The following is a 25,007-nucleotide window of genomic DNA, read 5'->3' as shown; positions in this document are numbered from 1 at the left end:
TAGGATGTTCTACCCCGTAAGCTGGAATGTTAATGCCTTGCTATTCAGTTGCTTGGAAATCGTTGTCTTCATGGTGGGTTCGACGTAGTGGCAAAGCGCCTAAGAGGTTTAGATTATGTGTCCTTCCATTGCCCCGCTCGGTGACATCGGCATCGGTCACAATGGCTTTCTCCCATCACCGGTGATAGCAGTTGGTCCTGATGTCTTTCTCGATGATAAATCGGTGTCTCACCGAGAAGACCTGCTGGTTGCACTCAGGCCGCAGCCCAAGTGCAGTTCACGTGCTGTCTCCAGCGACCATCCCGGCGAGCGTTATCCAAAAGAGCATGAGTCTATTACTCCATCAGTGAAGCCTTGTTCCTTCGTCAAGGAAGGTAAAATATGACGTTCCAAATATGGCGTAACCAACAGCCTGGCCAGCTGTTTGCCATCGTCGATGCTGCTCTGGATACCACTGCCGTTGCAGGCTACAGCAATATGAACGACGGCAACGCTATCCCCTTGTTTGCCGGTACTGCTTTTGCCGACCAAGCCGAACAAGGCCCCTGGCTCTTGCCCAGCCCCTCACCGGAGTTTATTGCCGCTCACCCACAGCTTGGCGGTGTTTACGTTGTCAGCGATGCCCTTGTCGATGTGGTCATGCTGCACTGGCAAAGCCTGATTGAGGTGGCATTTGAAGGCGAGGTGATGTGGCTGCGCTACGCCGATAATCGGGTCTTTCCCAAGATGCTGGGGACCATGAGTCAGCAGGAGCTCAATGAGGTGCTGGGCCCTTGCTCCAGCCTCTGGGCCAACGACAGCGCTTGGCAGCGCACTCCCGAGACCGAATTTATTCCCCGCCAAGCCCCCTGGTTTCGCATTCAGCCTCACCACCTGGCACTGCTGTATGACGAAAATCGTCACGCCTACATCCTTTCACGCCACCTTTGGCAGCGCATGGCGGAGATGATGGCGCGCCATCCGAACCCGAAGGCGGCCATTGTCACGGCGCTTCGCCATGTCAATCAGGCGAACCTCGAAGGCGACGTGCTCAGTGGCGTGGTGGCAGGTGCCCTCACTTTGCAGGCGAGTATGACGCTTGATGCCATCAGAACGCCCTTGATGCTGACGGATGACGAGATGGCTCAGGTGAATAACTGGCTGAACAAACACCCTGAATTGATAGGAGCCGTGTAATGGCTATTTCTCCCTACTGCATTCCCTGTGAGCAATACAACTGCTGGATTGAGATTGACGTTCGCGATGAGCACAACCACTCGTTCAAGGGGCAAAAAGCTACCTTAACCGATGCCACCGGCAATACCAAAACCGTGACCCTGAAAGACGGTCCAACGCTGGTCGAAGGCTTTGCGGTTGGCCCAGTGACAGTCAAACTGGAAACCCAACCTTGGCTCAAAGCGTCCCAGTCCCGCGAAGCCCTCAAGGAGGGAGAAACCAGCCAAGTCCCTGCCTATACCGACAAGCTCTTCGGGCACGACGATGTGAAGCGCGAGCGCGTCAAGGCGACCACTGGCGACCTTTGTCTCACTGAACCCGAGCAACCGCTGCCGGAAGGGCACCAGGCAGGGCAAGCTCAGCCCCCGCGCTTTATCACCAAGCACTCCTACGTGATTGAGGTGAAGGGCTACCAGCTCAACACCTTGCGGATCGGGGTATTTTTCGATGGCACCGCCAACAACTCAACCAAGCATGAAGAGGGCAAAGCGGCGCTAGAGGCGTTTTTGGCCCAGTGTGGCGATCCGCTGGAGCAGGAAAGGATGCGCCAGCAGTGCATGGGCGGGGCGGTATCGTTCAGCGATAACAGTCAGGCGAATGACCTTACCAATATCGGTAAGGCTTATAACTTGTACCAGTTGCCGCAACAAGGACAATTAAGCGTCCCTGTGTATATCGATGGGATCGGTACGGAGTCTGGGCAAGGCGATTCCACTTTGGGGCAGGCACTGGATAACGGCCCCACATCCAGTTACGGTAAGGTGTTGCTTGCTTGTCGTGAAAAAATTGTTAATGAAGTCAAGGGGCTATTGAAAGACGTTCTCCCAACACTGGGCTGTATCCACAAGATCGAATTTGACGTGTTCGGGTTTAGCCGGGGAGCGTCAGCGGCGCGACAGTTCGTGAACACCCTCGATCAGCAGGCCGATCATCTGTTAGCCGAGGCGGTGGCCAAGGAGCCCAGCCTTCGCCTGAAAGCAGGCTTTGACTGGGCCAGCCGGGAGGATTGCCGGATCAAGTTTGTCGGGCTGTTCGATACGGTGTGCTCGTCGTTGCTGGAGGCGCGTAGCGTCACGCTTGCCCCGGATTGCGCTGAGCGTGTTGTTCACCTGACGGCCAAGGATGAATGGCGTTATTTCTTTGCCCTGACCCGGATCACCGACGATGCAGCGGGTAAACAGATTGCCCCCAACTTTACTGAGCTGGCGTTGCCGGGTTGTCACTCGAACATTGGTGGCGGTTATTACAGCCGCTGGAGCTTGCGCAATCCCAATAGCGAACCAGCCCTGACGGAGCAAAAGGCTATCAAGCTATTTCAGAGCATGGAGCCCACAGGAACCCGCCCTGAGCAAAGCGCCGCCTATCAGCGTGCGATGGACTATGCCCAAGCCAAATTAAGTCAGGGGTGGGGGAACGGGGTCACCGTGTTACCGTCTCCTGTCAGCGGTCCGATAAGGGGCAAAGTGAGCTTGCGGGTGCGCACGTTGAACCGACCCGAGTTTGGCCGGGAAAAACCGTTGGAAGTCAGTGTTACTGTGCTGCTCAACCGGGTGGTGGAGGGGGAATATTCGCGAATCCCGCTGCATATCATGGTGGAAGCGGCACGGGCGGCAGGGGTACCGTTTCGTGAGTGGGATAGAACGGACAAGGCCTTGATGCTGGAGAGTGGAGCTCCGATGCGGCCACGGGTTGATTTAGCCAAGCTGGATGGGCATTGGGTCAACGCGGGCTCCGAGGAAGGGGTTGCCAAGGATTTAAGTCTGCAGCTCCCGGACGAGGTCTATCGATACTTGCGCTTTGAGTACCTGCACCACAGTGCGGATGATGGTGTCGTGAACGGAGCAAACCACATAAAGGGGCGAGAGGCTCGCCGGATCATCAGCAACTTGGAGGCTGGAAAATGAGACGCTGGTTATGGCTAGCCCTGTTTCTGGGGCTGGTGGGGTGCAATGACAATGGCCCTACCAAGATGGATTGGAGCTACAGCGTTGGGTCAAATACAGATGAAATCTGGCATACCCGCGCCCTGTTTTCTCGGGAAGGAGTGAGAACGCATGAGTCTAGTAATGGAACCGTGTCTGCTGTGAGCGAGCGGCTTTTAAAAGAAAAGAGCTATCGCTGGTTTGTAGGAAAAGGTCGGAGTTTTTATGGTCAGCCGGTGGCTGACAAGGTAGAGATTGAGTGGGTGTCATATCACGACAAAAAGCGTTACGGCATTACGCTGGATTTACCCAAGGATTTGGGTAAGCAGATGGCTCAGCGTTATCGCCTCAAAGACGATCGGATTGCCCAGCGAAATGTCCTTGCGCTGGGCTTGGCACCAGGAGGGTATGTGGAGCTGTTTTTAATGAGCCCTGATCCGCTTCCTGATGTTCTGGTCGCCAGTGGCATGGCCCATGAAGTCACTGACGATTGGTATGACAAGAAAGTGCCTTTGGACAGCCAATATCAGGAGCGATGGGCAAGTTTCGATAAGAATTTTCGTCCCTATTACGACAAATACCCAATCCCGACAGGCGCAGAATGGGCACCTATCATGGGCGCCTACCGCGCCGCACAGCCTAAGATGGATACTGATCCGGTCAATTGATTTGGGAAGTGCTCCAAAAGTGTGATTCGTGAGGTATCAATGAAGCAGTACCAAAACTGGCTGGCCCAGTATCTGATTTGTCGTCGTGATAGCGACCATGCAATGGCTGCCGAATTAGCGGGAAGTATCTGTGCTTTCTGGCAGGCCAGGGGTGATAAGGCCGAGCATGCCAAGTGGCTGAAGGTCTATCAGGGACATCAACAGCAAACCACCTGACAGGCAAGGCTCATGGCCAGGGAAGGCGCCGCATCAGCTTTGTGCCCATCAGGTGGCTGCATAGCATAACGGAGCCGCCTGCAAGATGGCAGTGACTCATCTTCAATCTTTTCACTCAGCGTAGATTTTTCTCATGACATACCGTGCTTTATGGCTGGCGCTGGCGACCAGCATGCTTGCCGCCTGTACTTCCACTACGTCACTCACTGACGCCGAGTTATCTCAAGCGGCAAAGCAAGGCGATGGCCGAGCCCAGTATGAGCTGGCTAAACGTCTGGTCACCCAACCCGATTACCCCAATGCCATGCATTGGATGCAGCAAGCTGCGGAGCAGTCCGGACCACAGGCAGCCGATCAGCAGATCCGTGCTAACGCCGCATGGCAAGTCGGTGACTGGTATCAGGCCGGGCTCGGTGAGCCAAAAAATCCAGCGCTCGCTACCCAGTGGTGGCAGCGTTCGGCTCGCCTTGGCAACACCAATGCCGGCTATCTGCTGGGGCTCATGTGTCAGAAACAGCATCAGGGCAAACTAGTTACTGAATGCCTCGATTGGTTTGAGCAGGCCGCAGAGCGGGATCATGCAGAGGCACAGTTGATCCTAGCCCAGTGGTACAGCAAACAACCTGGTGCAGATGCTGATGGCATCAAGTGGCTCGAGAAGGCTGCGGAGATTGGTAACCGTGATGCCCAGTACCTGCTGGGCGAGCGTTATGAGCAAGGCCGAGGGGTAGCCAAGCGGCCAGACTATGCTCAACGCTGGAATGACAAGGCTGCGGCTCAGCAGCAGCCCGATGCCTTGTTGCTGCAAGCCAAACAGGCGGCTCACGTCGACGTTTTCACGGCTTATCAACGAGCAGCCAATGCCGGTTCTGCCGAGGCTGAGCTCTGGCTCGGCATGGCTTATCTAGCTGGGGAATTGGTATCGACAGACCTCGCCTTGGGTCGTTATTGGCTTGAGCTGGCAGCCGGACATGGCTCCCACGAAGCCGAATTCCAGTTGAGTTTGCAGCAGGTAGGCCGAGAGCAGCAGGTCCACTGGTTAACTCGGGCCGCTGAGGGCGGTGTAACCAAGGCGTGGTTCGAGCTGGCTCAACTACAGCAAGAGCAAGGGGCACTGGTGCAGGCCAGAACCAGTTACGCCAAGGCTGCCCAACAGGGACACGCGGCGGCGCAATACGCCTATGGTGAAACGCTGCGCCTGGGGCAAGGGGGCAAAGAGAATTACGCACTGGCCTTCAAGCAGTATCGCCTGGCTGCACAACAAGGGGACCGCATGGCCCAATACCGGATGGGAACACTTCGTGAAGAAGGCCTCGGGGCTCCCCGAAACCGTGTACATGCCTATGCCTGGCTCTCATTGGCCGCCACTGGAGGGATGCCTGAAGCAGTACAGGCTCGTGATGAACTGGAAGTTGCGATGACCAAACAGGAAGTCAAACAGGCTCAAAAATTGTCGGAACATTGGTTTGGTCAGATACCAACACTGGCTGCAAGCAGCTCTCCTCGGGGTTGAGCTGCTCTTGGTGCTGTCTTGTTCGCACCTTCCCTCGCTATATCATGGCTAGTCTCGCTAAACACTGAAACAGCGGCTCTCTTGGGTGGTTGTCACTCATTTCACATCATTCATCTAGAGCTCCCAAACGTTGGGCAAAACGCTCACCGAACTGCGATGAGCGTTCTCGGGTTTGTCTAACAAATGTGCGATATCCTAACCGCCTATAACTATGTCTCACCGGCTATAACCGGGTTTTTAACTGATTTGCTATTCGGAAATAGATTGATCCAGAGTAGGAAAATAAGATGATCCACCCTACCGTTTTTTTATATCAGTTCAAAGACTACTTGTTGTGGCGCTCATAGAGCCGTTGCACCACGTCTTGCAGGCCGAGGCCTTCGTTTTGCAGCAACACGGTGAGGTGATAGAGCAGGTCGGCGGATTCGTTGATGAGCTCTTCTCTGTCCTTGGCCATGGCGGCCAACGCCACCTCCACACCCTCTTCACCGACCTTCTGAGCGATGCGCTTGGTGCCCTTGCCGTAGAGGCTGGCGGTGTAGCTGGTGGCGGGGTCGGCACCCTTGCGCGCCGCCAGGATCTGCTCGAGTTCCGCCAGGAAGCCGAGCGGCGGCAGCGGGTGACCGTCGAAGCAGGAGGGGGTGCCCAGATGGCAAGTGGGGCCCACCGGGTCGGCGGCGATCAGCAGGGAGTCCTGATCGCAGTCGGTACTGATGGCGACGAGCTTGAGCACATGGCCCGAGCTCTCGCCCTTGGTCCAGAGCCGCTGCTTGCTGCGGCTGAAGAAGGTGACCTGACCGGTGGTTTGGGTTTTTTCCAGCGCCTCTTTGGTCATAAAGCCCTGCATCAGCACCTGGCCGCTCGCGGCGTGCTGAACGATGGCGGGGATCATGCCCTCACATTTGGTCCAGTCCAGGCGCTCGATGAGCGGGACCTGGTTCATAACATCTTGATTACTCACGGATGGCGACTCCTTCGTTTTTCAGCCAGCGTTTCAATTCGGGAATGGGGATAAGGCCCTTGTGGAACACTGAGGCGGCGAGGGCCCCGTCCACATCGGCCTGGGTGAAGGCATCGAGAAAATGCGCCATGGTGCCGGCACCGCCGGAGGCGATGAGGGGCACCTTGCACAGGGCCCGCACCAGTTTCAGCTGTTCGAGATCATAGCCCTGGCGCATGCCGTCCTGATTCATCACGTTCAGCACGATTTCGCCCGCGCCGCGGGCCTGCACCTCCTTGACCCACTCGAGGGTGGTCCAGGCGGTGGTGCGGGTGCGACTCTCGTCGCCGGTAAACTGCTTGACCTGATACTGGCCGCTCTGCGCGTCGAAGTAGGAGTCGATGCCCACCACCACGCACTGCACGCCGAAACGCTCGGCCAGCCGGCTGATCAGGCTGGGATCGGCCAGGGCAGGGGAGTTGATGGAGACCTTGTCGGCGCCAAACTCCAGGATCTGGCGCGCATCCTCCACGCTCTTGATGCCGCCGGCGACGCAGAACGGGATGTCGATGACTTCCGCCACCCGGCTCACCCAGCTCTTGTCCACCACCCGGGCATCGCTCGAGGCGGTGATGTCATAGAACACCAGCTCGTCGGCGCCCTCCTCGGCGTAGCGGCGGGCCAGTTCGACTATGCCCCCCATGACTTCGTGATTTCGAAATTGCACTCCCTTGACCACCACGCCGTCTTTGACGTCGAGACAGGGGATAATACGCTTTGACAACATGCTCGTTGCTCCATGTAAAGCACGGTTAACAAATCGATTCGGCCAGCTGACGCTGGCGTTCTCGCGATCCTGGATAAAGCGGGTTGGCATGGTGCAACCGCAGGCCCCATCTGGCGAAGTGGCAAGGCCGGCCGCGGCGGGAGAGCCCACACTATAAGCATGAGTGAGTACCCCGATCCAACCCTTTCTCCGCTATTCCTCAATGCCGGGTGATGGCGCCGGATCCCTCCGAGTGGAAGGCCAGCAGGCCGTCTTCTGTCTGTTTCAGTCCCCTGACGGTGAGCAGGGCACCGTCGAAATCGAATCCTTGCAGCTGCTGTGCCAGCAGGGTGCCTCGCTCGCCGAGACCGGTGAGCAGGGCGCCGGCATGTTGCTCGAACAGCGTGATGGCGGCGGTGTCGCTCTGGGCCAGCAAGGCCTCCAGCTGGCGCAGCAACTGCTGCTGCCAGTGGCTGCTCGGCAGGGGGGAGGCGGCATCCTCCGGCTCGTCCTCGCTGCCCAACCGGTTTGCCAGCTCGAGCAGATCCCGGCCAATGCCGCCGATCAGGGCGGCCAGCAGATCCTCTTCTCCTGCCCTCAGGACCCGCTCCAGCTGCAGTCCCTGCTCGGCCAGACTGGTCAGGCCCAGGGTCGCGGCGGCGCCGCGCAGGCTATGGGCCAGCCCCAGGGCCCCGGCGTGATCGCCCTCGGCCAGACATCCGGCCAGGCGCTCGGTGTCGGCCTGATGCTGGACCGCGAAGAAGCGCAGCAGCCTGAGGTACTTCTGTTGATCCCCCTGCAGCGCCGCCAGCCCCTGCGCCATATCCCAGCCGGGCAGCTCCTGCAGACGGGCGAGGGGAGGAGACAGCTGTTCGACCTGACGGCTGGGGGCCTGCGACGGGGCGCCCGCCGGCAGCCACATCCGCAGTGCCTCGAACAGCCTGGCGGGGGTCACGGGCTTGGTGATGAAGTCGTTCATGCCGGCGCTCTCGCAGGCCTTCCTGTCCTCCTCGAACGCGCTGGCGGTGAGCGCCAGTATGGGCACCTGATCCTGACCCGGCAGGGCCCGGATGGCGCGGGTGGCGCTGTAGCCATCCATCAGCGGCATCTGTATGTCCATCAGGATGAGATCGAACGACTGGTCGCGGATCTTGTCCAGCGCCTCCAGGCCGTTGACCGCCGTCTCTATGGTGAGGCCGCTGCCGGTGAGCAGCTCGGTGATCACCTCGCGGTTGATGGCGTTGTCCTCCACCAGCAGCAGGCGCGCCGGGTGGGGGCAGAAAAAGGGCTGCTTGGGCTGACTCGGCAGCACCGCCGGCAGGGGGATGCTCTTGCCCGGGGCGAGCTGGGCGGTGAACCAGAAGCAGCTGCCCTTGCCGGGGGTGCTGTCGACCCCGACTTCGCCCCCCATCAGCCTGGCCAGCCGGCTGGTGATGGCGAGCCCGAGGCCGGTGCCGCCGTACTTGCGGGTGGTGGAGACATCGGCCTGCTCGAAGGCCTGGAACAGCTTCTCGCGCTGGAACTCGGTGATGCCGATGCCGCTGTCCTCTACCTCGAAGCGCAGCAGATAGCCGCTGACCAGCTTGCGCAGCATCCGCACCCTCAGGGTGATGGTGCCCGCATCGGTGAACTTGATGGCATTGCCGGCATAGTTGAGCAGGGCCTGGCGCAGCCGGGTGATGTCGCCATTGAGCCAGACCGGGGTACCGCCGAGATCGACCTGAATGTCGAGCCCCTTGGCGCTAGCCTGCTCGTCCATCAGGGCGCAGACGTTATCCAGCATGGCGACGAGGGAGAAGTCGTGGCATTCCAGCACCATCTTGCCCGCGTCTATCTTGGAGAGATCCAGGATGTCGTTGATCAGGGTGAGCAGGTGCTGGGCCGCGTTGTCTATCTTCTCCAGCCGATTGTGCTGGGCGATCTCCTTGGCATCCCGCTTGAGCAGGTAGGTGAGGCCCAGGATGGCATTCATGGGGGTGCGGATCTCGTGGCTCATGTTGGCGAGGAAGGCGCTCTTGGCCTGGTTGGCGCTTTCGGCGCGCTGATGGGCCTGTGCCAGCTGCTGGGTGCGCTCGCTGACCATCTCCTCCAGGTGGAAGCGGTACTGATCCAGCTCCTCCCCGAGCTGCTTCTTCTCGGTGATGTCGGCCTGCACCGTCACGAAGTGCGTCACCTGGGCATGCTCCCGTCGGATGGGGGAGACGGAGGCCATCACCTGATAGTGGGAACCATCCTTGCGCCTGTTGGTGAACTCCCCGTGCCAGCGCTGGCCCTGCTTGAGGGCATCCCGCAGGGCGACATGGGTGGCTGGCGGGGTGAGGCCGGAGTCGAACAGCTGGGGGGTCTGCCCCAGCACCTCCTCCTCCTGGTAGCCGCTGGTGGCCAGGAAGGCGGCGTTGACATATTCGATGCAGGATGCCGTGTTGGTGATGAAGATCCCGTCCGGGCTCTGCTCCAGGGCCAGTGACAGCTGCCGCAGTTGCTGCTCGGCCAGCTTGCGCTCGGTGATGTCCTGCACTGTGCCATACAGCTCCACGATGGCGTCGCTGTCGTCCCGTATGGCGGCGCCACGGGCGATGATCCAGACGGCTTCCCCGCCGGGGGTGACGACTTCGGCATCACACTCATAGGGGGTGCCATCTTGTAGGCAGCGATCCACGGCCTCGCTCAGGGTGCGCCATGCCTCCTCGGTGAAATAGTCCTTCACCTCGGGATAGACGGCGGGGGGGAGCACCGGATCCCGGCCATAGATGCGAAAGATCTCCGGGGACCAGTAGTGGCTATCCTGGCCGATGTGCCAGCGCCAGTTGCCGATCTTGGCCAGCCGCTGGGATTCGCGCAGGATCACCTCGTTCCGGCGCAGGGCCGCCTCGGTCTCCTTGCGCTGCTGGTGGTCCTCGATGATGGAGATGAAGTAGTCCGGCTTTCCCTGGGGATCCTTGACCAGAGTGGTCGTCAGGGTGATCCAGAATGCCTCGCCCCCCTTGCGCAGGTAGCGCTTCTCCAGGGCGTAGTGCTGGCGCTCGCCGGCCAGCACCTGATCGACATAGCTCTGATCGATGAAGAGGTCGTCCGGGTGGGTGATCTGCTGAAAACTCATCTCCATCAGCTCATCGGCCCGGTAGCCCACCATGTCGCACAGCCGCTGGTTGACCCGCAGCCAGCGCCCCGTGGGGGAGACCAGGGCGATGCCGACGGCGGCCTGCTCGAAGGTGGCCTGGAAGCGCTTCTCGCTCTGCTGCAGTCGGGACTGGGTGTTCAGCAGCTCCTGCCAGCGCTGGTTCTCCCGGGTGCGGGAGCGGTGCATGGCCGCGCTCAGCAGGCTGATGAGGCAACCGTTGGCGATGAGCAGACCCCACTGCACCTGATCCTGCCCGCTGGCGATGAACAGCTCGTAGCGTGGCGGCAGGAGGAGGTAGGCGGTCATCAGGGCCACGCTGAGGGTGCTGATGAGCCCGGGCAGCAGCCCTCCCAGCAGGGCACAGATGATGATGGGCAGCATGAAGAGTACCAGCAGCGGCCGCTCCTCGATGGGAATGGGCAGCTGGAGCCGGATCAGCAAGACGAACAGGGGCATCAGTATGGCCAGCAGGCAGGCGCCTATCCGTTGATGTCTATCCAGGGGGAATGACCACTTCATGGGGCAGGCTCCGCAGGCAGCTTAGGGATCTCGGGGGATTGGGGGCTTTGTCCCGGCCGGATGGCGAGGAGATGGCGCCGCCGCAGGGGGGATGCAGGCATCCTGAGCGGGAGACGCTTAATCATGGGGCACCTCGTGATCGTCCCGGTAGCGCTCGGCGATGGCGATGAACTGCTCGAAGTGTTCGATGAAGGCGGCCACCACGTCCGGATCGAAGTGCAGCCCGCAGCCCTCTAGGATCAGGCTGCGCGCCTGCTGGTACGACATGGCGGGCTTGTAGACCCGGGCGCTGATGAGGGCGTCGAACACATCGGCCAGCGCCATCAGACGGGCCGACACCGGGATCGCATCGCCGTTCAAGCCGTCCGGATAGCCGCTGCCATCCCACTTCTCGTGGTGCCAGTGCGCTATCTCCTTGGCCAGGGTGAGGAAGGCCAGCGGCTGTTCTATGTCCCGCTCCGCCTCCTCGATGGCGTCGCTGCCGAGCTTGGCATGGGTGCGCATGACGGGCCACTCCTCGGGGGTCAGCTTGCCCGGCTTGAGCAGGATCTGGTCCGGGATCCCCACCTTGCCGATGTCGTGCAGGGGGGCCGAGCGGCTCAGCAGCTCTATGTAGGCGGGGGTCAGGGTATCGGTGAAGCGGGGATGGCTCGCCAGACCGATGGCGAGCTGGCGCACATAGAGCTGGGTGCGCAGGATGTGATTGCCGGTCTCGGGATCCCGGATCTCCGCCAGATGGGCGAGGGCGCGGATGGAGGCCTGCTGGATCAGATCATTTTCCGTCATGCGCCTCGCCACTTCGGCCTCCAGCAGCGCGTTCTGGCTTTGCAGCCCATCCCGTGCCTGCTTGGCCTCCAGCTGGGTGCGCACCCTGGCCTGGACGATGGCGGGGTTGATGGGCTTGGTGATGTAATCGGTGGCGCCGAGGGCCAGCCCCTGCTCCTCGCTGCGAGGATCGGAGAGGGCGGTGAGCAGCACCACGGGAATGGAACTGGTGGATGGATCTGACTGCAGCCTTCGCAGCACCTCGTAACCGTCCATGTCCGGCATCATCACGTCCAGCAGGATCAGATCCGGCCGGGCCGAGCCGGTGGCGATGCGCAGGCACTTCTCGCCCCCCTGGGCGGCCAGCACGCGGTAGGTGGGGGTGAGCAGATCGGTCAGTACCATCAGATTCTCGGGTGCATCGTCGACGATCAGGATGGTGGCGGCTTGGGCTGTGAACATGGCGCCTCCGCGACGCAAATGGGTCAGTCGAGTATAGAGTCGATTGTTATTAAGGGATAAATGATGGTTCAGACTCGACGGTGCGCCAGTCGTGAGCCCGCGGGCAGCGGGCTCACGTTGCCTTTGCTCAGCGGCTGCTGGCCTCGTCGGCCCAGCAGGCGATGGCATCACCCGCCGAGAACTTGCCCTCCAGCAGGGCGCGGCCGAGGATGATCCCCTTGACGCCGGAGCCCTTGAGCGCCTCTATGTCCTGCAGGCCTCCGATGCCGCCGGAGGCCTGGAAGGCCACGCTGGGGAAGCGGGCGCAGAGATCCTGGTAGAGGGCGACGTTGCAGCCCTGGAGGGTGCCATCGCGGCTGATGTCGGTGCAGAGCACGTGCCTGAGGCCGGCGGGGAGGAAGCGCTCGATCAGTGCTTCGATGGTCACCCCGCTGTTCTCCTGCCAGCCCGCCACCGCGATCTGGCGATTGCCTTGCGGGTCTATGTTGACGTCCAGCGCCAGCACTATCTGCTCGGGGCCGTATTTCTCCATCCAGCTCGCCACCAGCTCCGGGGACTTGACGGCGGTGGAGCCGATCACCACCCGATTGGCACCGGCGGCCAGCAGATCGGCCACGTCCTGCTCGGTGCGCACGCCGCCACCGACCTGTACCGGCGCCTCGGTGGCCGACAGCAGCTGGGTGATGAGCGCGAGCTGGCGCGCCTTGGCATCCTTGGCGCCGTCCAGATCCACCAGGTGCAGCTGCAGCGCCCCCTGGGTCACATACTCATCGAAGCGCGCCTGGGGGCTGCTGCTGTATTCGGTCTTCTGGCCGTAGTCGCCCTGGTAGAGGCGAACGACCTGGCCGTTAATCAAATCAATGGCGGGAATGATCATCCTTGTCACAGCTCCAGAAAGTTTTGTAGCAAACGGGCCCCGGCCGCGCCGGAACGTTCCGGGTGGAACTGGGCGCCGAAGAAGTTGTCTTGCCCCACTATGGCGGTGAAGGGGGTGCCATAGTCGCAGCTGGCCAGGGTCGCCGCCGTCACCTCCAGGGCATAGGAGTGGACGAAGTAGAAGTAGCTGCCGCTGGGGATGCCTTTGAGCAGCGGGTGAGTTTCATCGTGCTCGATCTGGTTCCAGCCCATGTGGGGCAGGCGCAGGTTGCCCACCTTCATCAGCCGGATCCGGCCCGGTACTATGCCGAGGCAGTCGATCAAGCCCTCACCCGGCTTTTCATTGCCACACATGGTCTCCTCGGAGGCCTGTGCCAGCATCTGCATGCCGAGGCAGAAGCCCAGCAGCGGCTGGCGGGCGGCGCGGATCAGCGGTACCAGGTTGCGCTCGTTGAGGTTGCGCATGGCGGCGACTGCGGTGCCGACCCCGGGCAGGATCAGCTTGTCGGCCCGCTCGATATCGGCCGCGTCGCGGCTCACCAGCGGCGTGACGCCGAGGCGCTCAAACGCCATCCGCACCGAGGCCAGGTTGGCGCAGCCGGTGTCGATGATCACCAGTTTCTGATTGCTCATCGGGTACGCCTCCCCATGGATGTCTGCGAGCTTGGCACCATCAAGGCATCATCGGTGATAACGAGGTTCTGGTTAGCCATCACAGCACCCCCTTGCTGGAGGGCAGCTCGCTCCCTTCCACCCGGATGGCCTGGCGCAGGGCGCGGCCGAAACCCTTGAACAGGGCCTCCACCTGGTGGTGGGTGTTGCCGCTGCCGACCTTCATCTGCAGGGTGATGGCCATGGCATCCGACAGGGAGCGGAAGAAGTGGGGCACCATCTCGGTGGCCATCTCCCCCACGCTGTCGCGACCAAAGCCGCTCGGGCAGTCGAACACGAAGTAGGGGCGGCCGCTCAGATCCAGTGCGGTGGCTACGTCCAGCTCGGTGAGGGAGGGGGCGTCAGCGGCTTGACGAGGGCGGCCATCGATCACCGCCTGCACCTCGTCCATCGCCAGCACGAAGCCGAAACGGCCGATGCCGCGCTTGTCACCCAGCGCCTGGCGCAGGGCCTGACCGAGCGCCAGCCCTACATCTTCCACCGTGTGGTGATCGTCGATGTGCAGATCGCCGCTCACCTTGAGCCTGAGCCTGAAACCGGCGTGGGTGGCGATCTGATCCAGCATGTGATCGAAGAAGCCGATGCCGGTGGCGATCTGGTTGCCACCGCTCTTGTCGAGATCCACCGCCACCTGGATGCGGGTCTCCTTGGTGTAGCGCTCCACCTCGGCGACACGGCCCTTGGACAGCAGCTGATCACGGATGGCGAGCCAGTCGTGATCCTGAGGCTGGTAGCGGATGCCACGGATGCCCATGTTCTCGGCGAGCTGCAGATCGGTCTGCCGGTCGCCTATCACGAAGGAGTTGGCAAAATCGATGCGACCCGAGGCGAGATACTCCTTCACCAGCCCGAGGTTCGGCTTGCGGCAGCTGCAACCGTCGGTGGGGAAGTGGGGGCAGATCAGCACCCGCTCCCAGTGAACCCCCTGGGATTCGAAGAGGTGCATCATCAGGTCCTGGGGCGGCTGGAAGTTTTCCAGCGGCAGGCTTTTGGTGCCCAGCCCATCCTGGTTGGTCACCATCACCAGCACATAGCCGGCGGCCTGCAGCTCGCGCAGCACCGGGATCACCATGGGCTCGAAGCGCAGCTTGGCGAGGCTGTCCACCTGCTTGTCGGTCATCGGCTCTTCGATCAGGGTGCCGTCGCGGTCGATAAACAAAAACGGGGTCTTCATGGGTTACATCCTTATAAACGAGGGGCGGGCAGATCGCGCAACACGGCGAGCACGGCGTCCATCTCACCCCGATAGCCGATGGTGATGCGGATGCTGTTTTCGAGGCCCGGCTTGGTGGAGAAGTCCCGCAAGATGATGCCGGCGGCCTTCATGGCGGCGAACACGGCGGCGCCATCGACGAAGCGCACCAGCACGAAGTTGCCCTTGTCCTCGAAGATCTCGCGCACACAGGGCAGCGCCATCAGCTCGGCCTTGATGAGGGCCTTCTGCAGGTTGAGCTCGGCCACCCGCTCCTGCATCAGTTCCAGCCCCATGGGGCTGAGGGCCTGTGCCGCAATCTGGGCGATGGGCTCGGGGATGGGGTAGGGGGCTATCACCTTGGTCAGCATGGCGATGACCTCGGGATTGGCCAGGGTGAAGCCGCAGCGGATCCCCGCCAGGGCGAAGGCCTTGGAGAGGGTGCGGGTCACCACCAGGTTGGGGAAGCGTGCCAGCAGATCTACCACCGATGCCTCAGGGCAGAACTCGATGTAGGCCTCGTCCACTACGATGATGGCGCGATCCTTTACCTTCTCCAGCAGGGCGATGAGGCCGCCGCGGCCCACCAGATCCCCGGTGGGGTTGTTGGGGGAGCAGAGGAACACCAGCTTCACGTCGGACAGGCGATCGGCGATGGCGGGCCAGTCCGGCTGGCGGCTGGCCGTCAACGGCAGCTCGACGATGCCCACGCCGCAGGTCTCGGCGCTGATGGCGTACATGCCGTAGGTGGGCGGGCAGATGAGGATCTGATCCTGACCCGCCTCGCAGAAGGTGCGGATCAGCAGCTCGATGGCCTCGTCGGCCCCTCGGCTCACCAGCACCTGCTCCGGATCTACTCCGGCATAGGCGGCATAACCGTTCACCACCGCGGCCGGCTGGCACTCTGGATAGCGGTTGAGGCGGCTGCCCTCGATGGTGAAGGGGTAGGCCAGCGGCGCCTCGTTGGCGTTGAGCCAGACGTGGCCGTTGCCGCCGATGCGGCGGGCGGATTGATAGGGGGTGAGGGCCCGCACCACACGGCGAGCCAGGTTGGCGATGCTCATGACAAATCCTTCTGCGGCTTACTTTTTTGAGAGGCGTCGGCGAGGGCGTTCAACCTCAGGGTGACGGCGTTCTTGTGGGCGTCGAGCCCCTCGGCCTGGGCGATGCGCTGGACAATGGGGCCCAGGCCTGCGATGCCCTCGGCGCTCAGCTCCTGTACCGTGTAGCGGCGCTGGTAATCGGCCAACCCCAGGCTGGAGCAGGTGCGGGCATAGCCGTAGGTGGGAAGGGTGTGATTGGTGCCGCTGGCGTAATCCCCCACCGACTCCGGTGTCCACTGACCGAGGAAGATGGAGCCGGCGTTCTCGAGCCGGTCCAGCAGATCCCGCGGCGCCTTGGTCTGCACTATCAGATGTTCGGGGGCATAGGCGTTGGAGATGGCGCAGGCCTCATCCAGGTCATCGCACAGGATCACCAGGCTGGCCCCCAGCGCCTTGGCGGCGATGTCGCGGCGGCTGAGCAGGGCGAGCTGGCTTTTGATTTCCCCTGCGATGGCATCGGCCAGCAGCGGCGAGGTGGTGACCAGCACCACCTGACTGTCCGGGCCGTGCTCAGCCTGGGAGAGCAGGTCTGCCGCCACGAAGGCGGGGTTGGCGCTCTCGTCGGCGATGACCAGCACCTCGGAGGGGCCGGCCGGCATGTCGATGGCGGCACCGCGCCAGTCGCGGGAGACCTGGCCCTTGGCCTCGGTCACATAGGCGTTGCCCGGGCCGAAGATCTTGTCCACCTTGGGAATGCTCTGGGTGCCATAGGCCATGGCGGCGATGGCCTGGGCGCCGCCGATGGCGAACACCTTCTCCACGCCGCAGGCGCGGGCGGCAAACAGGATCTCGTCGCTGGCCGGGGACGGGGTGCAGAGCACCCGCTCCCGGCAGCCGGCGATGGCGGCCGGAATGGCCAGCATCATCACGGTGGAGGGGAGCGGGGCGCTGCCCCCCGGCACATAGAGGCCGACCCGGTTGATGGGCTGGGTGCGCAGCTCGCACAGCACGCCGGGCTGGGTCTCGACCCGGATCACCGGCTGTGCCTGGGCGGCGTGGAAGGTGCGGATATTGGTGATGGCGGCGTTGATGGCGGCCTTGATGTCGTCATCCAGCCGCGCACAGGCGGCGTCTATCTCGGCCTCGCTGACCCGCAACTGCTCGCGGGGGGCGCGCTCGAAACGCAGGCTGAGCTCTTGCAGGGCCTCGTCGCCCCGGCTGCGCACGGCACCGATGATCTCCTTCACCACGGCGCCGATGTCGGCCTCGTCGCCAAGGGCGGGCCGGGTCAGCACGTCGGCCTGCTGGGCGGGGGAGAGGGTCTTCCAGATCAGGGTCTGCATGGTGTCCCCTCCTTATTCCATCATCTTCTCGATGGGCAGCACCAGAATGGAGCTGGCACCGAGGGCCTTGAGCTGTTCCATGGTCTCCCAGAACAGGGTTTCGCTGGATACCACGTGCAGCGCCACCTGATTGGTGTCACCGGCCAGCTGCATGATGGTCGGGCGCTCGGCGCCGGGCAGCAGATCGGTGATGGCCGCCAGCTTGTCTTTCGGGGCGTGCAGCATGATGTACTTGCTCTCGCGCGCCTGCTGCATGCCCTGGATGCGGGGCAGCAGCTTGTCGATGATGGCCTGCTTGGCGTCGTTCAACGGATTCGGCGCCTGCACCAGCACCGCCTTGGAGCGGTAGATCACCTCCACCTCTTTGAGGCCGTTGGCCTCCAGGGTCGCGCCGGTGGAGACCAGATCGCAGATGGCGTCGGCCAGGCCGGCGCGCGGCGCCACTTCCACCGAGCCACCCAGCATCACGCTCTTGAAGCTCAAGCCCTGCTCGTCGAAGAAACGCTTGAGCAGACCGGGGTAGGAGGTGGCGATGCGCTTGCCCGCCAGGCTGGCGGGGCCCTGATACTCCACGTCATCGGGAATGGCGAGGGAGAGACGGCAGCCGCCGAAGTCGAGCTGCTTGAGGGTCTTGACCGCGAAAGGCTGACCCTGGGCGGCGCGGATGAGCTGCACCTCTTCGAGTACGTTCTCGCCTATGATGCCAAGATCGACCACCCCTTCCATCACCAGGCCCGGGATGTCGTCATCGCGCACCCGCAGGATGTCGATGGGCATGTTCTCCACGTGGGCGATGAGGCGCTGCTCGCGCAGGTTGATCTTGAGTCCGCAGCTCTTGAACAGGGCCTGGGAGTCCTGGCTCAGGCGACCGGACTTTTGCATGGCGATGCGTAGACGTTGTGTTTCCATTGCTCGATTTCCTTCTAGTCAAAAACGAAAAAACCCTCGGAAGTGTGTGCTTCCGAGGGTTTATGAATCTTGCGGTCCTTTTGGAAGTCACCAGTTAAGTGTCTTCCAGCAGTCAACCTCCTGAAAGACTAGTCGGGATGATGATGGTGATGGTGAGTCTTCAGCAGGGTGAACTTCATGTAATCAATCCTTTACAAATAAGATGTCGTAGTTGACGCCTGATTTAAACTACCTGCCTTGACAGAAAATGCAACCTGAAATTGTGATTTGCCCGATTAAAGTGGAGAAAACGGTTTTCTGGTCGATAACTAAACAAGATAGCCTGAGGAGTGATCACTATGCCCAGCCAGGACCTGTTATTCCCCATCTTGCCGCGGGCACCGGCCGCGCCGAGCCCGGACGACATCAAGCGGGAGGTGACCCAGATCAGCCAGAAGCATAAGTTGCGCAAAACCAGTGCAGACGGCGAAGGCTCCCAGCCACGGCAGCAGCCTCAGTCGCAGGCAAAGTATGATCAGAAAGGATCTAAAAGCGATGATCACAAACCCGATCCCGAGCATCGCATCGATCTCTTCGTCTGAGCCTGGTCAGCATTCCGCCTCTCCCGCCCAGAGGAAAGGGAGCATGATCGCCCCTAGGGGGAGACCCAGAGTCGGGATGAGATTTAGCGATCCCGCTTTCCCCGCTCTTTTGGCATAATGCCCGCTTTTGCGCGGGACACCCCTTTGACCATACAGACCCTGTTCAAGCCTGACGGCCCCCTGGCCAGCCACATCGATGGCTTCGTCGCCCGTGCGCCGCAACTGGCCATGGCCGAGGCGGTGGCCCGCGCCATCCAGAGTGGCGGGCGCCTGCTGGTGGAGGCGGGAACGGGGACAGGCAAGACCTATGCCTATCTGGTACCGGCGCTGGAGTCCGGCAAGCGGGTGGTGATCAGCACCGGCTCCAAGAATCTGCAGGAGCAGCTCTTCTACCGGGACCTGCCCACCATCACGGCGGCGCTCTCCTACACCCCGCCGGTGGCCCTGCTCAAGGGGCGCAGCAACTACCTGTGCATCGAGCGGATGAACCGCCTGCTCGGGGAGTCCCATCTGCAGAAGCCGGAGGTGCTGAGCGATCTGGTCAAGGTGAAGTCCTGGTCCACCGCCACCGAGACCGGCGATGTGGGGGACATTCCTGGGCTGCAGGAGAACGCCGAGATCCTCGCCCACGTCACCAGCACCAACGATAACTGCCTCGGCCGCGACTGCCCCTATTACGATGACTGCCACCTGGTGGTGGCCCGCCGCCGCGCCATGGATGCCCAGGTGGTGGTGATCAATCATCACCTCTTCTTCGCCGACATGGCGGTGAAAGACACCGGTTTCGGCGCGCTGGTGCCGGAGGCGCAGGTCTATGTGTTCGACGAGGCGCACCAGCTGCCGGAGATCGCCACCAACTACTTCGGCAAGTCGGTGGGCAGCCGCACCATCCAGGATCTGGCGCAGGACATCCAGCTTGCCTATCGCGCCGAGGCCCACGACATGGGGCAGCTCGGCAAGGCGGCGGACCGGCTCGCCATCGCCAGCCAGGATCTGCGCCTCGCCTTCGGGGTGGATGGCGGTCGTGGCAACACCCGCGACATGCTGCGCCTGCCGCTCTGGGCTCAGGCGCTGGCCCGGCTCAACGATGCGCTCGGGCTCTGCTACGAGGTGCTGAAGCTGGCGCTGGGACGTGGCGAGCAGCTGGATCATGCCTTCGAGCGGATCTGCGAGCTGCGCACCCGCCTCGGCGAGGTGCTGGCCATCAACCAGACCGGCTTCTCCTACTGGTATGACTGCTCGCGGCTGCACTTCTCCCTCAATCTCACCCCCTTGTCGGTGGCCGAGCGGTTTGGTGCCGAGGTGCTGCGCCCCGAGGTGGCCTGGGTGTTTACCTCGGCGACCCTGACGGTGGACAACCGCTTCGATCACTTCAAGACCGAGTTGGGGCTCGCCGGCAGCGCCGAGCTGATCCTCGACAGCCCGTTCGACTATGGGGAGCAGGCGCGGCTGTGCGTGCCCCGCTTCTTGCCTGAGCCCAATGCCTTCGGTAGGGGCGAGGCGCTGGCCCAGCTGATGATCCCGCTCATCAACAAGACGCCGGGAGGCTGTTTCTTCCTCTGCACCAGCCATCAGGTGATGCGGCAGGTGGCCGAGGTGCTGCGCCGGGAGATAGGCCGCACCGTGTTGCTGCAGGGGGAGGACAGCAAGCAGCGGCTGCTCAAGACCTTCGTGGAGAATGGCCGTGCCGTGCTGGTGGCCACCAGCAGCTTCTGGGAGGGGATAGACGTACGGGGGGCCGCGCTCTCCTGTGTTATCATCGACAAGCTGCCGTTTGCCAGCCCAGACGACCCGCTGCTCAAGGCGAGAGTCGATGATTGCAAGCTCAAGGGCGGCGATCCCTTCGCCGATATCCAGCTGCCCAAGGCGGTGATCGCCCTCAAGCAGGGGGTGGGGCGGCTTATTCGTGATCGCAGTGATCACGGGGTGCTGGTGATCTGTGATCCACGGATGGTCAACAAACCCTATGGCGCCACCTTCATCAAGAGCCTGCCCGCCATCCCTCGTACCCGGGAGCTGGCGACCCTGGGTAATTTCTTCGAGCGGGGCGAGTGAGCCTGCCGGTGACGAGCCCTGTATCAGGGCGTAGGGTCCTAGGGCGCCTTCCTTAATCGGCCCAGGATTTGACTGAGTCACTGTGGCCTGCTTGGTAAAAAGAGACAGATTTGAACAACCGCCGAGCATTTGTTGCTTGCCGATTATGTAATTGACTGATTTTATAGAGATTAGAAAGCATGAACGAGTTGAAGATCCTGGCCGTTGATACCGCCACCGAAGCCTGCTCCGCCGCGCTGCTGGTGGGCGACAAGCTGTTCTCCCGCTGGGAAGAGGCGCCGCGGGATCACACCCGTAAAATCTTGCCCATGGTTCAGGCTGTGTTAGACGAGTCCGGACTATCGTTGGACCAACTCGACGCCATCGCCTTCGGTCGCGGTCCCGGCTCCTTCACCGGGGTGCGGATCGGGATCAGTGTGGCGCAGGGGCTGGCCTTCGGCGCCGGGGTGCCGCTCATCGGCATCTCGACCCTGGCGGCCATGGCGCAGGGGGTCTATCGACTGGAGGGGGCAGATAGCGTGCTCAGCGCCATCGATGCGCGCATGAACGAAGTCTACTTCGGGCGCTATGAGCTGCAGGCCGGTTGCATGCGGCTGGTGGGCGAGGAGGTGGTGAGGGATCCGGCCCAGCTGGTGAGCGAGCTGACTGGTGAAGGTGCCCTGCCGGGCCGCTGGCTGGCGGTGGGTACGGGGTTTGAGACCTATGGCGAACAGCTCAATGGGCTGGCCGAGGCGCTGGTTATCAGCCAGCAGGTGCGTTTCCCGGCGGCGCTGGACATGTTGCCGCTGGCGCGTGCCGCATGGCTGGCCGGCGAGGCGGTGCCGGTGGAGCAGGCCAGCCCTGTCTATCTGCGTGACAAGGTGACCTGGAAGAAGTTGCCGGGTCGCGAATAACATTGGACCACGGGCGAGTCGCCTGAGGATCCGGATGAGGAGAGGCGAATGATGAAACGCACGATCATGTTGGGGATGATGGGGCTGCTGCTCAGCGCGTGCAGCACGGTGCCCAAGGAGCTGGCCTATGAGCCGGCGGATCAGCTGGTGGCCTATCAACCGGCGCTGCAGGGCATGGATGGCAAGCCTGCCCGCTGGAGCGGGGTCATCTCGGCGGTACACAACGAGCAGGATCAGAGCGTCATCGAGGTCGTCTACCTGCCGCTCAAGGCCAACGGTGTGCCGGAGCAGACCGAGCAGAGCCCCGGCCGCTTCCTCGCTATCATGAAGGGCTTCGTCGATCCGACCCTGTATGCCAAGGGGCGCAGCCTGACGGTGCTCGGCACCCTGGCGGCGCCGGTGGACAGCCAGATCGGCAGCCACAAGTACCGCTTCTCGGTGCTCAAGGTGACCGCCAGCAAGCTGTGGCCGCCGGTGAAGGAGGTGGAGATCCGCTACATGGATCCCTATTTCTACGACCCCTTCTATGATCCCTTCTGGCCGCGTCACCGCTTCTACCGCTGATGATGATGCGCGAGCGGTCCATCAGCCTCGATGACGGGCGCCACATCGCCCTGCTGGACAATGATCAGCAGGGCAAGCCGCTGCTGATCGCCCTGCACGGCTGGCTCGACAACGGCGCCAGCTTCCTGCCCCTTGCCCCTCATCTCGCCGAGTTCCACCTGATCTGCGTCGATCTGCCGGGGCACGGTCACTCGGATCACAAGTCGACCCCCTATGTCTTCGTCGACTGGCTGGACGATCTTTATCAGTTGAGTCAGGCCGCCGGCTGGTCGCGCTTCATGCTGCTCGGCCATTCCCTCGGGGCGCTCATTGCCAGTGCCTATGCGGGGGTCTTTCCCGAGCAGGTGACGCGGCTCGTCATGCTGGAGGGGCTGGGACCCCTCAGCCAGCCCGATGAGGCGGTGCCGGCGCAGCTGCGTAAGGCGATCTTGAATCGCAGCCGCACCCGCGAGCGGGCCTCCAATGGTTTTGCCTCCCTGGATGAGGCGGTGGCCGCCCGTTGCAAGGTGGCAGACATTACCCCGAGCGCGGCGCGACTCATCTGCGAGCGGCAGCTGATGGCGCGGGACGGGCGCTGGCATTGGCGCAGCGATCCGCGGCTGCGGGATCTGTCGCCGCTGCGCATGAGCGAGGGCCAGGCCCTGGCGCTGATCCGGGCCATCGTCTGCCCGGTGCTGTTCATCCGGGGAGAGCAGGGCTTTGCGACGCTGCTCGAGCAGTGGCAGCTGCGGGCGGGGGCCTTCGGGCAGATAGAGATGGCGGTGGTGGCAGGAAATCACCATTTCCACATGGAAAATTCAGTCCAAACCGCCGTTTATATCGAAAAATTCTGCCAGAGCCGTTAGAATCAGCGGCTTTACATCATTCCAGGTTTGCTTTCTCCCTCACACTTTCGCCTTGTTAATTTGCTGTTAATCGATGTTGCCTTATGTAACTATGTGCGGCATTAGAGCATGAGCTTAAAACAGCTGATTGAATTGGATGTGAACAGGGACGGAGGCAACACAGTGAGCGCACAGGTGCTAGTTATGCAGGAGAAGTTCGTGGACAAAGTCTGGCTGAAGCGTTATCCGGAAGGGGTTCCCGCCGAGATCAATCCAGACCAATACGGCTCTCTGGTCGAGATGTTTGAAGAGTCGGTGAGCCAGTTTGCCGATCAGCCCGCCTTCGTCAACATGGGGCAGACCATCACCTATCGTCGGCTGGAGGAGCAGTCCCGCGCCTTTGCCGCCTATCTGCAAAACGAGCTCAAGCTCGGCAAGGGCGATCGGGTGGCGGTGATGATGCCGAACCTGTTGCAGTACCCCATCGCCGTGTTCGGCATACTGCGGGCCGGCATGACGGTGGTCAACGTCAACCCGCTCTACACCCCGCGCGAGCTGGAGCATCAGCTCAAGGACTCCGGCGCCAAGGCCATCGTCATCGTCTCCAACTTCGCCCATACCCTGGAAAAAGTGGTGCACGACACCCCGGTCAAGCACGTGATCTTGACCCGCATGGGGGACAACCTGGGGCTGGCCAAGGGCTCCCTGGTCAACTTCGTGGTGAAGTACGTCAAGAAGCTGGTGCCCAAATACAACCTGCCGCACGCCAGCACCATGCGCCAGGCGTTGGCCAAGGGGCGCTACCTGCAATACATCAAGCCCGAGATTAGCAACCTGGACATCGCCTTCTTGCAATACACCGGCGGCACCACAGGCCTCTCCAAGGGCGCCATGCTGACTCACCGCAACCTGATCGCCAACGTCGAGCAGTGCCTCGGGGTCTATGGCCCCGTGCTGGAGCGGGGCAAGGAGTTCGTGGTGACCGCGCTGCCGCTCTACCACGTGTTCGCGCTGACCGTAAACTGCCTGCTGTTCATGCGCCTGGGGGGTAACAACCTGCTCATCAGCAATCCGCGCGACATCCCGGGCTTCGTCAAAGAGATCAGAAAGTACCCCTTCACCTGCATCACCGGGGTCAACACCCTGTTCAACGCCCTGGTCAACAACGGGGAATTCCAGAGCATGGACTTCTCCGGGCTGAAGCTGACCATAGGCGGCGGCATGGCGGTGCAACGGGCGGTGGCCGAGCAGTGGAAGGGGCTGACCGATACCCCGCTGCTGGAAGGCTATGGCCTGACCGAATGCTCGCCGCTGGTGAGCGTCTGTCCCTACGATCTGGTGGACTATAACGGCTCCATCGGTCTGCCGGTCTGCTCCACCGACATCCGTCTGGTGGACGATGCCGGCCAGGTGATCACCGAGCTCGGCGCCCCTGGCGAGATGCAGGTGCGCGGCCCCCAGGTGATGACTGGCTACTGGCAGCGACCCGAGGCTACCGCCGAGGTGATGCAGGATGGCTGGCTCTGCACCGGTGACATCGCCGTGTGTGACGAGCAGGGCTTCTTCAAGATCGTCGATCGCAAGAAGGACATGATCCTGGTCTCTGGCTTCAACGTCTATCCGAACGAGATAGAAGACGTGGTGGCGCTGCATCCCAAGGTGCTGGAAGTGGCCGCCGTCGGCGTGCCCCACAAGGTTTCCGGCGAGCTGGTGAAGATCTTCGTGGTCAAGAAAGATGCAAAACTGCAGGAAGACGAGATTATTGCCCACTGCCGCAAACATCTGACTGCCTATAAGGTGCCGAAACTGGTAGAATTTCGTGACGAACTTCCCAAGACCAATGTGGGCAAGATCCTGCGCCGCGTGCTGCGCGACGAGGAGATTGCCAAGCAGTAACGGGCAGACAGCTGATGTCATGCAAAACCGTGGGTCATGCCACGGTTTTTTC

22 protein-coding genes and 1 other annotated feature are annotated in these 25,007 nt (G+C 62.0%); of the genes, 12 read left to right on the top strand and 10 right to left on the bottom strand.

Going from position 1 to position 25,007, the window contains the following annotated elements:
* The first annotated feature begins 115 nt into the window (after positions 1–115).
* From KW821_RS10940 to KW821_RS10915, 6 genes are all read left to right on the top strand, one after another.
* Positions 116–385 carry a hypothetical protein gene (locus tag KW821_RS10940; RefSeq protein WP_218291468.1) on the top strand — a complete coding sequence of 90 codons (270 nt, stop codon included), beginning with the start codon at positions 116–118 and terminating at the stop codon, positions 383–385.
* On the top strand, positions 382–1,176 hold the full coding sequence (locus KW821_RS10935) for a DUF4123 domain-containing protein (protein WP_218291467.1): 795 nt from the start codon (positions 382–384) through the stop codon (positions 1,174–1,176). Before KW821_RS10940 ends, KW821_RS10935 begins: the two co-directional genes overlap by 4 nt.
* A complete protein-coding gene (locus KW821_RS10930) occupies positions 1,176–3,119 on the top strand; it encodes a DUF2235 domain-containing protein (protein WP_218291466.1) in 1,944 nt (647 codons plus the stop codon). The genes KW821_RS10935 and KW821_RS10930 overlap by 1 nt, the downstream gene beginning before the upstream one ends.
* Positions 3,116–3,805, top strand: a complete 690-nt coding sequence (locus tag KW821_RS10925) for a DUF2931 family protein (protein ID WP_218291465.1) — start codon at positions 3,116–3,118, stop codon at positions 3,803–3,805. Before KW821_RS10930 ends, KW821_RS10925 begins: the two co-directional genes overlap by 4 nt.
* Before the next feature lie 39 nt (positions 3,806–3,844).
* Positions 3,845–4,021: a hypothetical protein gene (locus KW821_RS10920; protein ID WP_218291464.1), complete on the top strand. Its 177-nt coding sequence runs from the start codon at positions 3,845–3,847 to the stop codon at positions 4,019–4,021.
* Between the two features lie 133 nt (positions 4,022–4,154).
* Complete coding sequence (locus KW821_RS10915; RefSeq protein ID WP_218291463.1) at positions 4,155–5,534, top strand: SEL1-like repeat protein; 1,380 nt, start codon at positions 4,155–4,157, stop codon at positions 5,532–5,534.
* 325 nt (positions 5,535–5,859) lie between these two features.
* Here the strand turns inward: KW821_RS10915 and hisIE are convergent, their stop codons facing one another.
* From hisIE to hisG, 10 genes are all read right to left on the bottom strand, one after another.
* Positions 5,860–6,495 (bottom strand): bifunctional phosphoribosyl-AMP cyclohydrolase/phosphoribosyl-ATP diphosphatase HisIE, encoded by a 636-nt coding sequence (gene hisIE / locus KW821_RS10910; RefSeq protein WP_218291462.1) that lies wholly within the window; start codon positions 6,493–6,495, stop codon positions 5,860–5,862.
* Complete coding sequence (hisF, locus tag KW821_RS10905; RefSeq protein WP_218291461.1) at positions 6,488–7,261, bottom strand: imidazole glycerol phosphate synthase subunit HisF; 774 nt, start codon at positions 7,259–7,261, stop codon at positions 6,488–6,490. The genes hisIE and hisF overlap by 8 nt, the downstream gene beginning before the upstream one ends.
* A 199-nt stretch (positions 7,262–7,460) precedes the next feature.
* A complete protein-coding gene (locus KW821_RS10900) occupies positions 7,461–10,880 on the bottom strand; it encodes a PAS domain S-box protein (protein WP_218291460.1) in 3,420 nt (1,139 codons plus the stop codon).
* A gap of 117 nt (positions 10,881–10,997) precedes the next feature.
* On the bottom strand, positions 10,998–12,107 hold the full coding sequence (locus KW821_RS10895; protein WP_218291459.1) for a two-component system response regulator: 1,110 nt from the start codon (positions 12,105–12,107) through the stop codon (positions 10,998–11,000).
* Positions 12,108–12,234: 127 nt separating this feature from the next.
* Positions 12,235–12,984 (bottom strand): 1-(5-phosphoribosyl)-5-[(5-phosphoribosylamino)methylideneamino]imidazole-4-carboxamide isomerase, encoded by a 750-nt coding sequence (gene hisA, locus KW821_RS10890; protein ID WP_042654819.1) that lies wholly within the window; start codon positions 12,982–12,984, stop codon positions 12,235–12,237.
* Positions 12,985–12,989: 5 nt separating this feature from the next.
* Positions 12,990–13,616, bottom strand: a complete 627-nt coding sequence (hisH, locus tag KW821_RS10885) for an imidazole glycerol phosphate synthase subunit HisH (RefSeq protein ID WP_218291458.1) — start codon at positions 13,614–13,616, stop codon at positions 12,990–12,992.
* 79 nt (positions 13,617–13,695) lie between these two features.
* Positions 13,696–14,829, bottom strand: coding sequence for a bifunctional histidinol-phosphatase/imidazoleglycerol-phosphate dehydratase HisB (gene hisB / locus KW821_RS10880; protein WP_218291457.1), 1,134 nt, complete (start codon positions 14,827–14,829; stop codon positions 13,696–13,698).
* A gap of 11 nt (positions 14,830–14,840) precedes the next feature.
* Entirely contained in the window at positions 14,841–15,911 is a 1,071-nt protein-coding gene (gene hisC, locus KW821_RS10875) for a histidinol-phosphate transaminase (protein ID WP_218291456.1), read from the bottom strand.
* A complete protein-coding gene (gene hisD / locus KW821_RS10870) occupies positions 15,908–17,233 on the bottom strand; it encodes a histidinol dehydrogenase (RefSeq protein ID WP_218291455.1) in 1,326 nt (441 codons plus the stop codon). Before hisD ends, hisC begins: the two co-directional genes overlap by 4 nt.
* 12 nt (positions 17,234–17,245) lie before the next feature.
* Positions 17,246–18,142: an ATP phosphoribosyltransferase gene (hisG, locus tag KW821_RS10865; RefSeq protein WP_042654814.1), complete on the bottom strand. Its 897-nt coding sequence runs from the start codon at positions 18,140–18,142 to the stop codon at positions 17,246–17,248.
* A 28-nt stretch (positions 18,143–18,170) separates the two neighbouring features.
* Positions 18,171–18,295: a sequence feature (His leader region), on the bottom strand.
* Between the two features lie 185 nt (positions 18,296–18,480).
* On the opposite strand from hisG, the gene KW821_RS10860 reads away from it, so the two are divergent.
* The 6 genes from KW821_RS10860 (at position 18,481) to fadD (ending at position 24,955) form a co-directional block, all read left to right on the top strand.
* Positions 18,481–18,723, top strand: a complete 243-nt coding sequence (locus tag KW821_RS10860; protein ID WP_218291454.1) for a hypothetical protein — start codon at positions 18,481–18,483, stop codon at positions 18,721–18,723.
* Positions 18,724–18,867: 144 nt separating this feature from the next.
* Positions 18,868–20,778: an ATP-dependent DNA helicase gene (locus tag KW821_RS10855; RefSeq protein ID WP_218291453.1), complete on the top strand. Its 1,911-nt coding sequence runs from the start codon at positions 18,868–18,870 to the stop codon at positions 20,776–20,778.
* 179 nt (positions 20,779–20,957) lie between these two features.
* The gene (tsaB, locus tag KW821_RS10850) at positions 20,958–21,671 is read left to right on the top strand and encodes a tRNA (adenosine(37)-N6)-threonylcarbamoyltransferase complex dimerization subunit type 1 TsaB (RefSeq protein WP_218291452.1); all 714 of its coding nucleotides are present in this window, start codon (positions 20,958–20,960) and stop codon (positions 21,669–21,671) included.
* A 48-nt stretch (positions 21,672–21,719) separates the two neighbouring features.
* On the top strand, positions 21,720–22,235 hold the full coding sequence (locus KW821_RS10845) for a Slp family lipoprotein (protein WP_042654810.1): 516 nt from the start codon (positions 21,720–21,722) through the stop codon (positions 22,233–22,235).
* Between the two features lie 2 nt (positions 22,236–22,237).
* Positions 22,238–23,080 (top strand): alpha/beta fold hydrolase, encoded by an 843-nt coding sequence (locus tag KW821_RS10840; RefSeq protein ID WP_371317605.1) that lies wholly within the window; start codon positions 22,238–22,240, stop codon positions 23,078–23,080.
* A gap of 198 nt (positions 23,081–23,278) precedes the next feature.
* Positions 23,279–24,955, top strand: a complete 1,677-nt coding sequence (gene fadD / locus KW821_RS10835) for a long-chain-fatty-acid--CoA ligase FadD (protein ID WP_126623320.1) — start codon at positions 23,279–23,281, stop codon at positions 24,953–24,955.
* Positions 24,956–25,007 lie beyond the last annotated feature (52 nt).

Source organism: Aeromonas sp. sif2416 (assembly GCF_019218665.1).
GTDB classification, from domain to species: Bacteria; Pseudomonadota; Gammaproteobacteria; order Enterobacterales; family Aeromonadaceae; genus Aeromonas; species Aeromonas encheleia.
The sequence above is the reverse complement of the archived record's forward strand: the minus strand, read 5'-3'. Positions and strand labels throughout refer to the sequence as shown.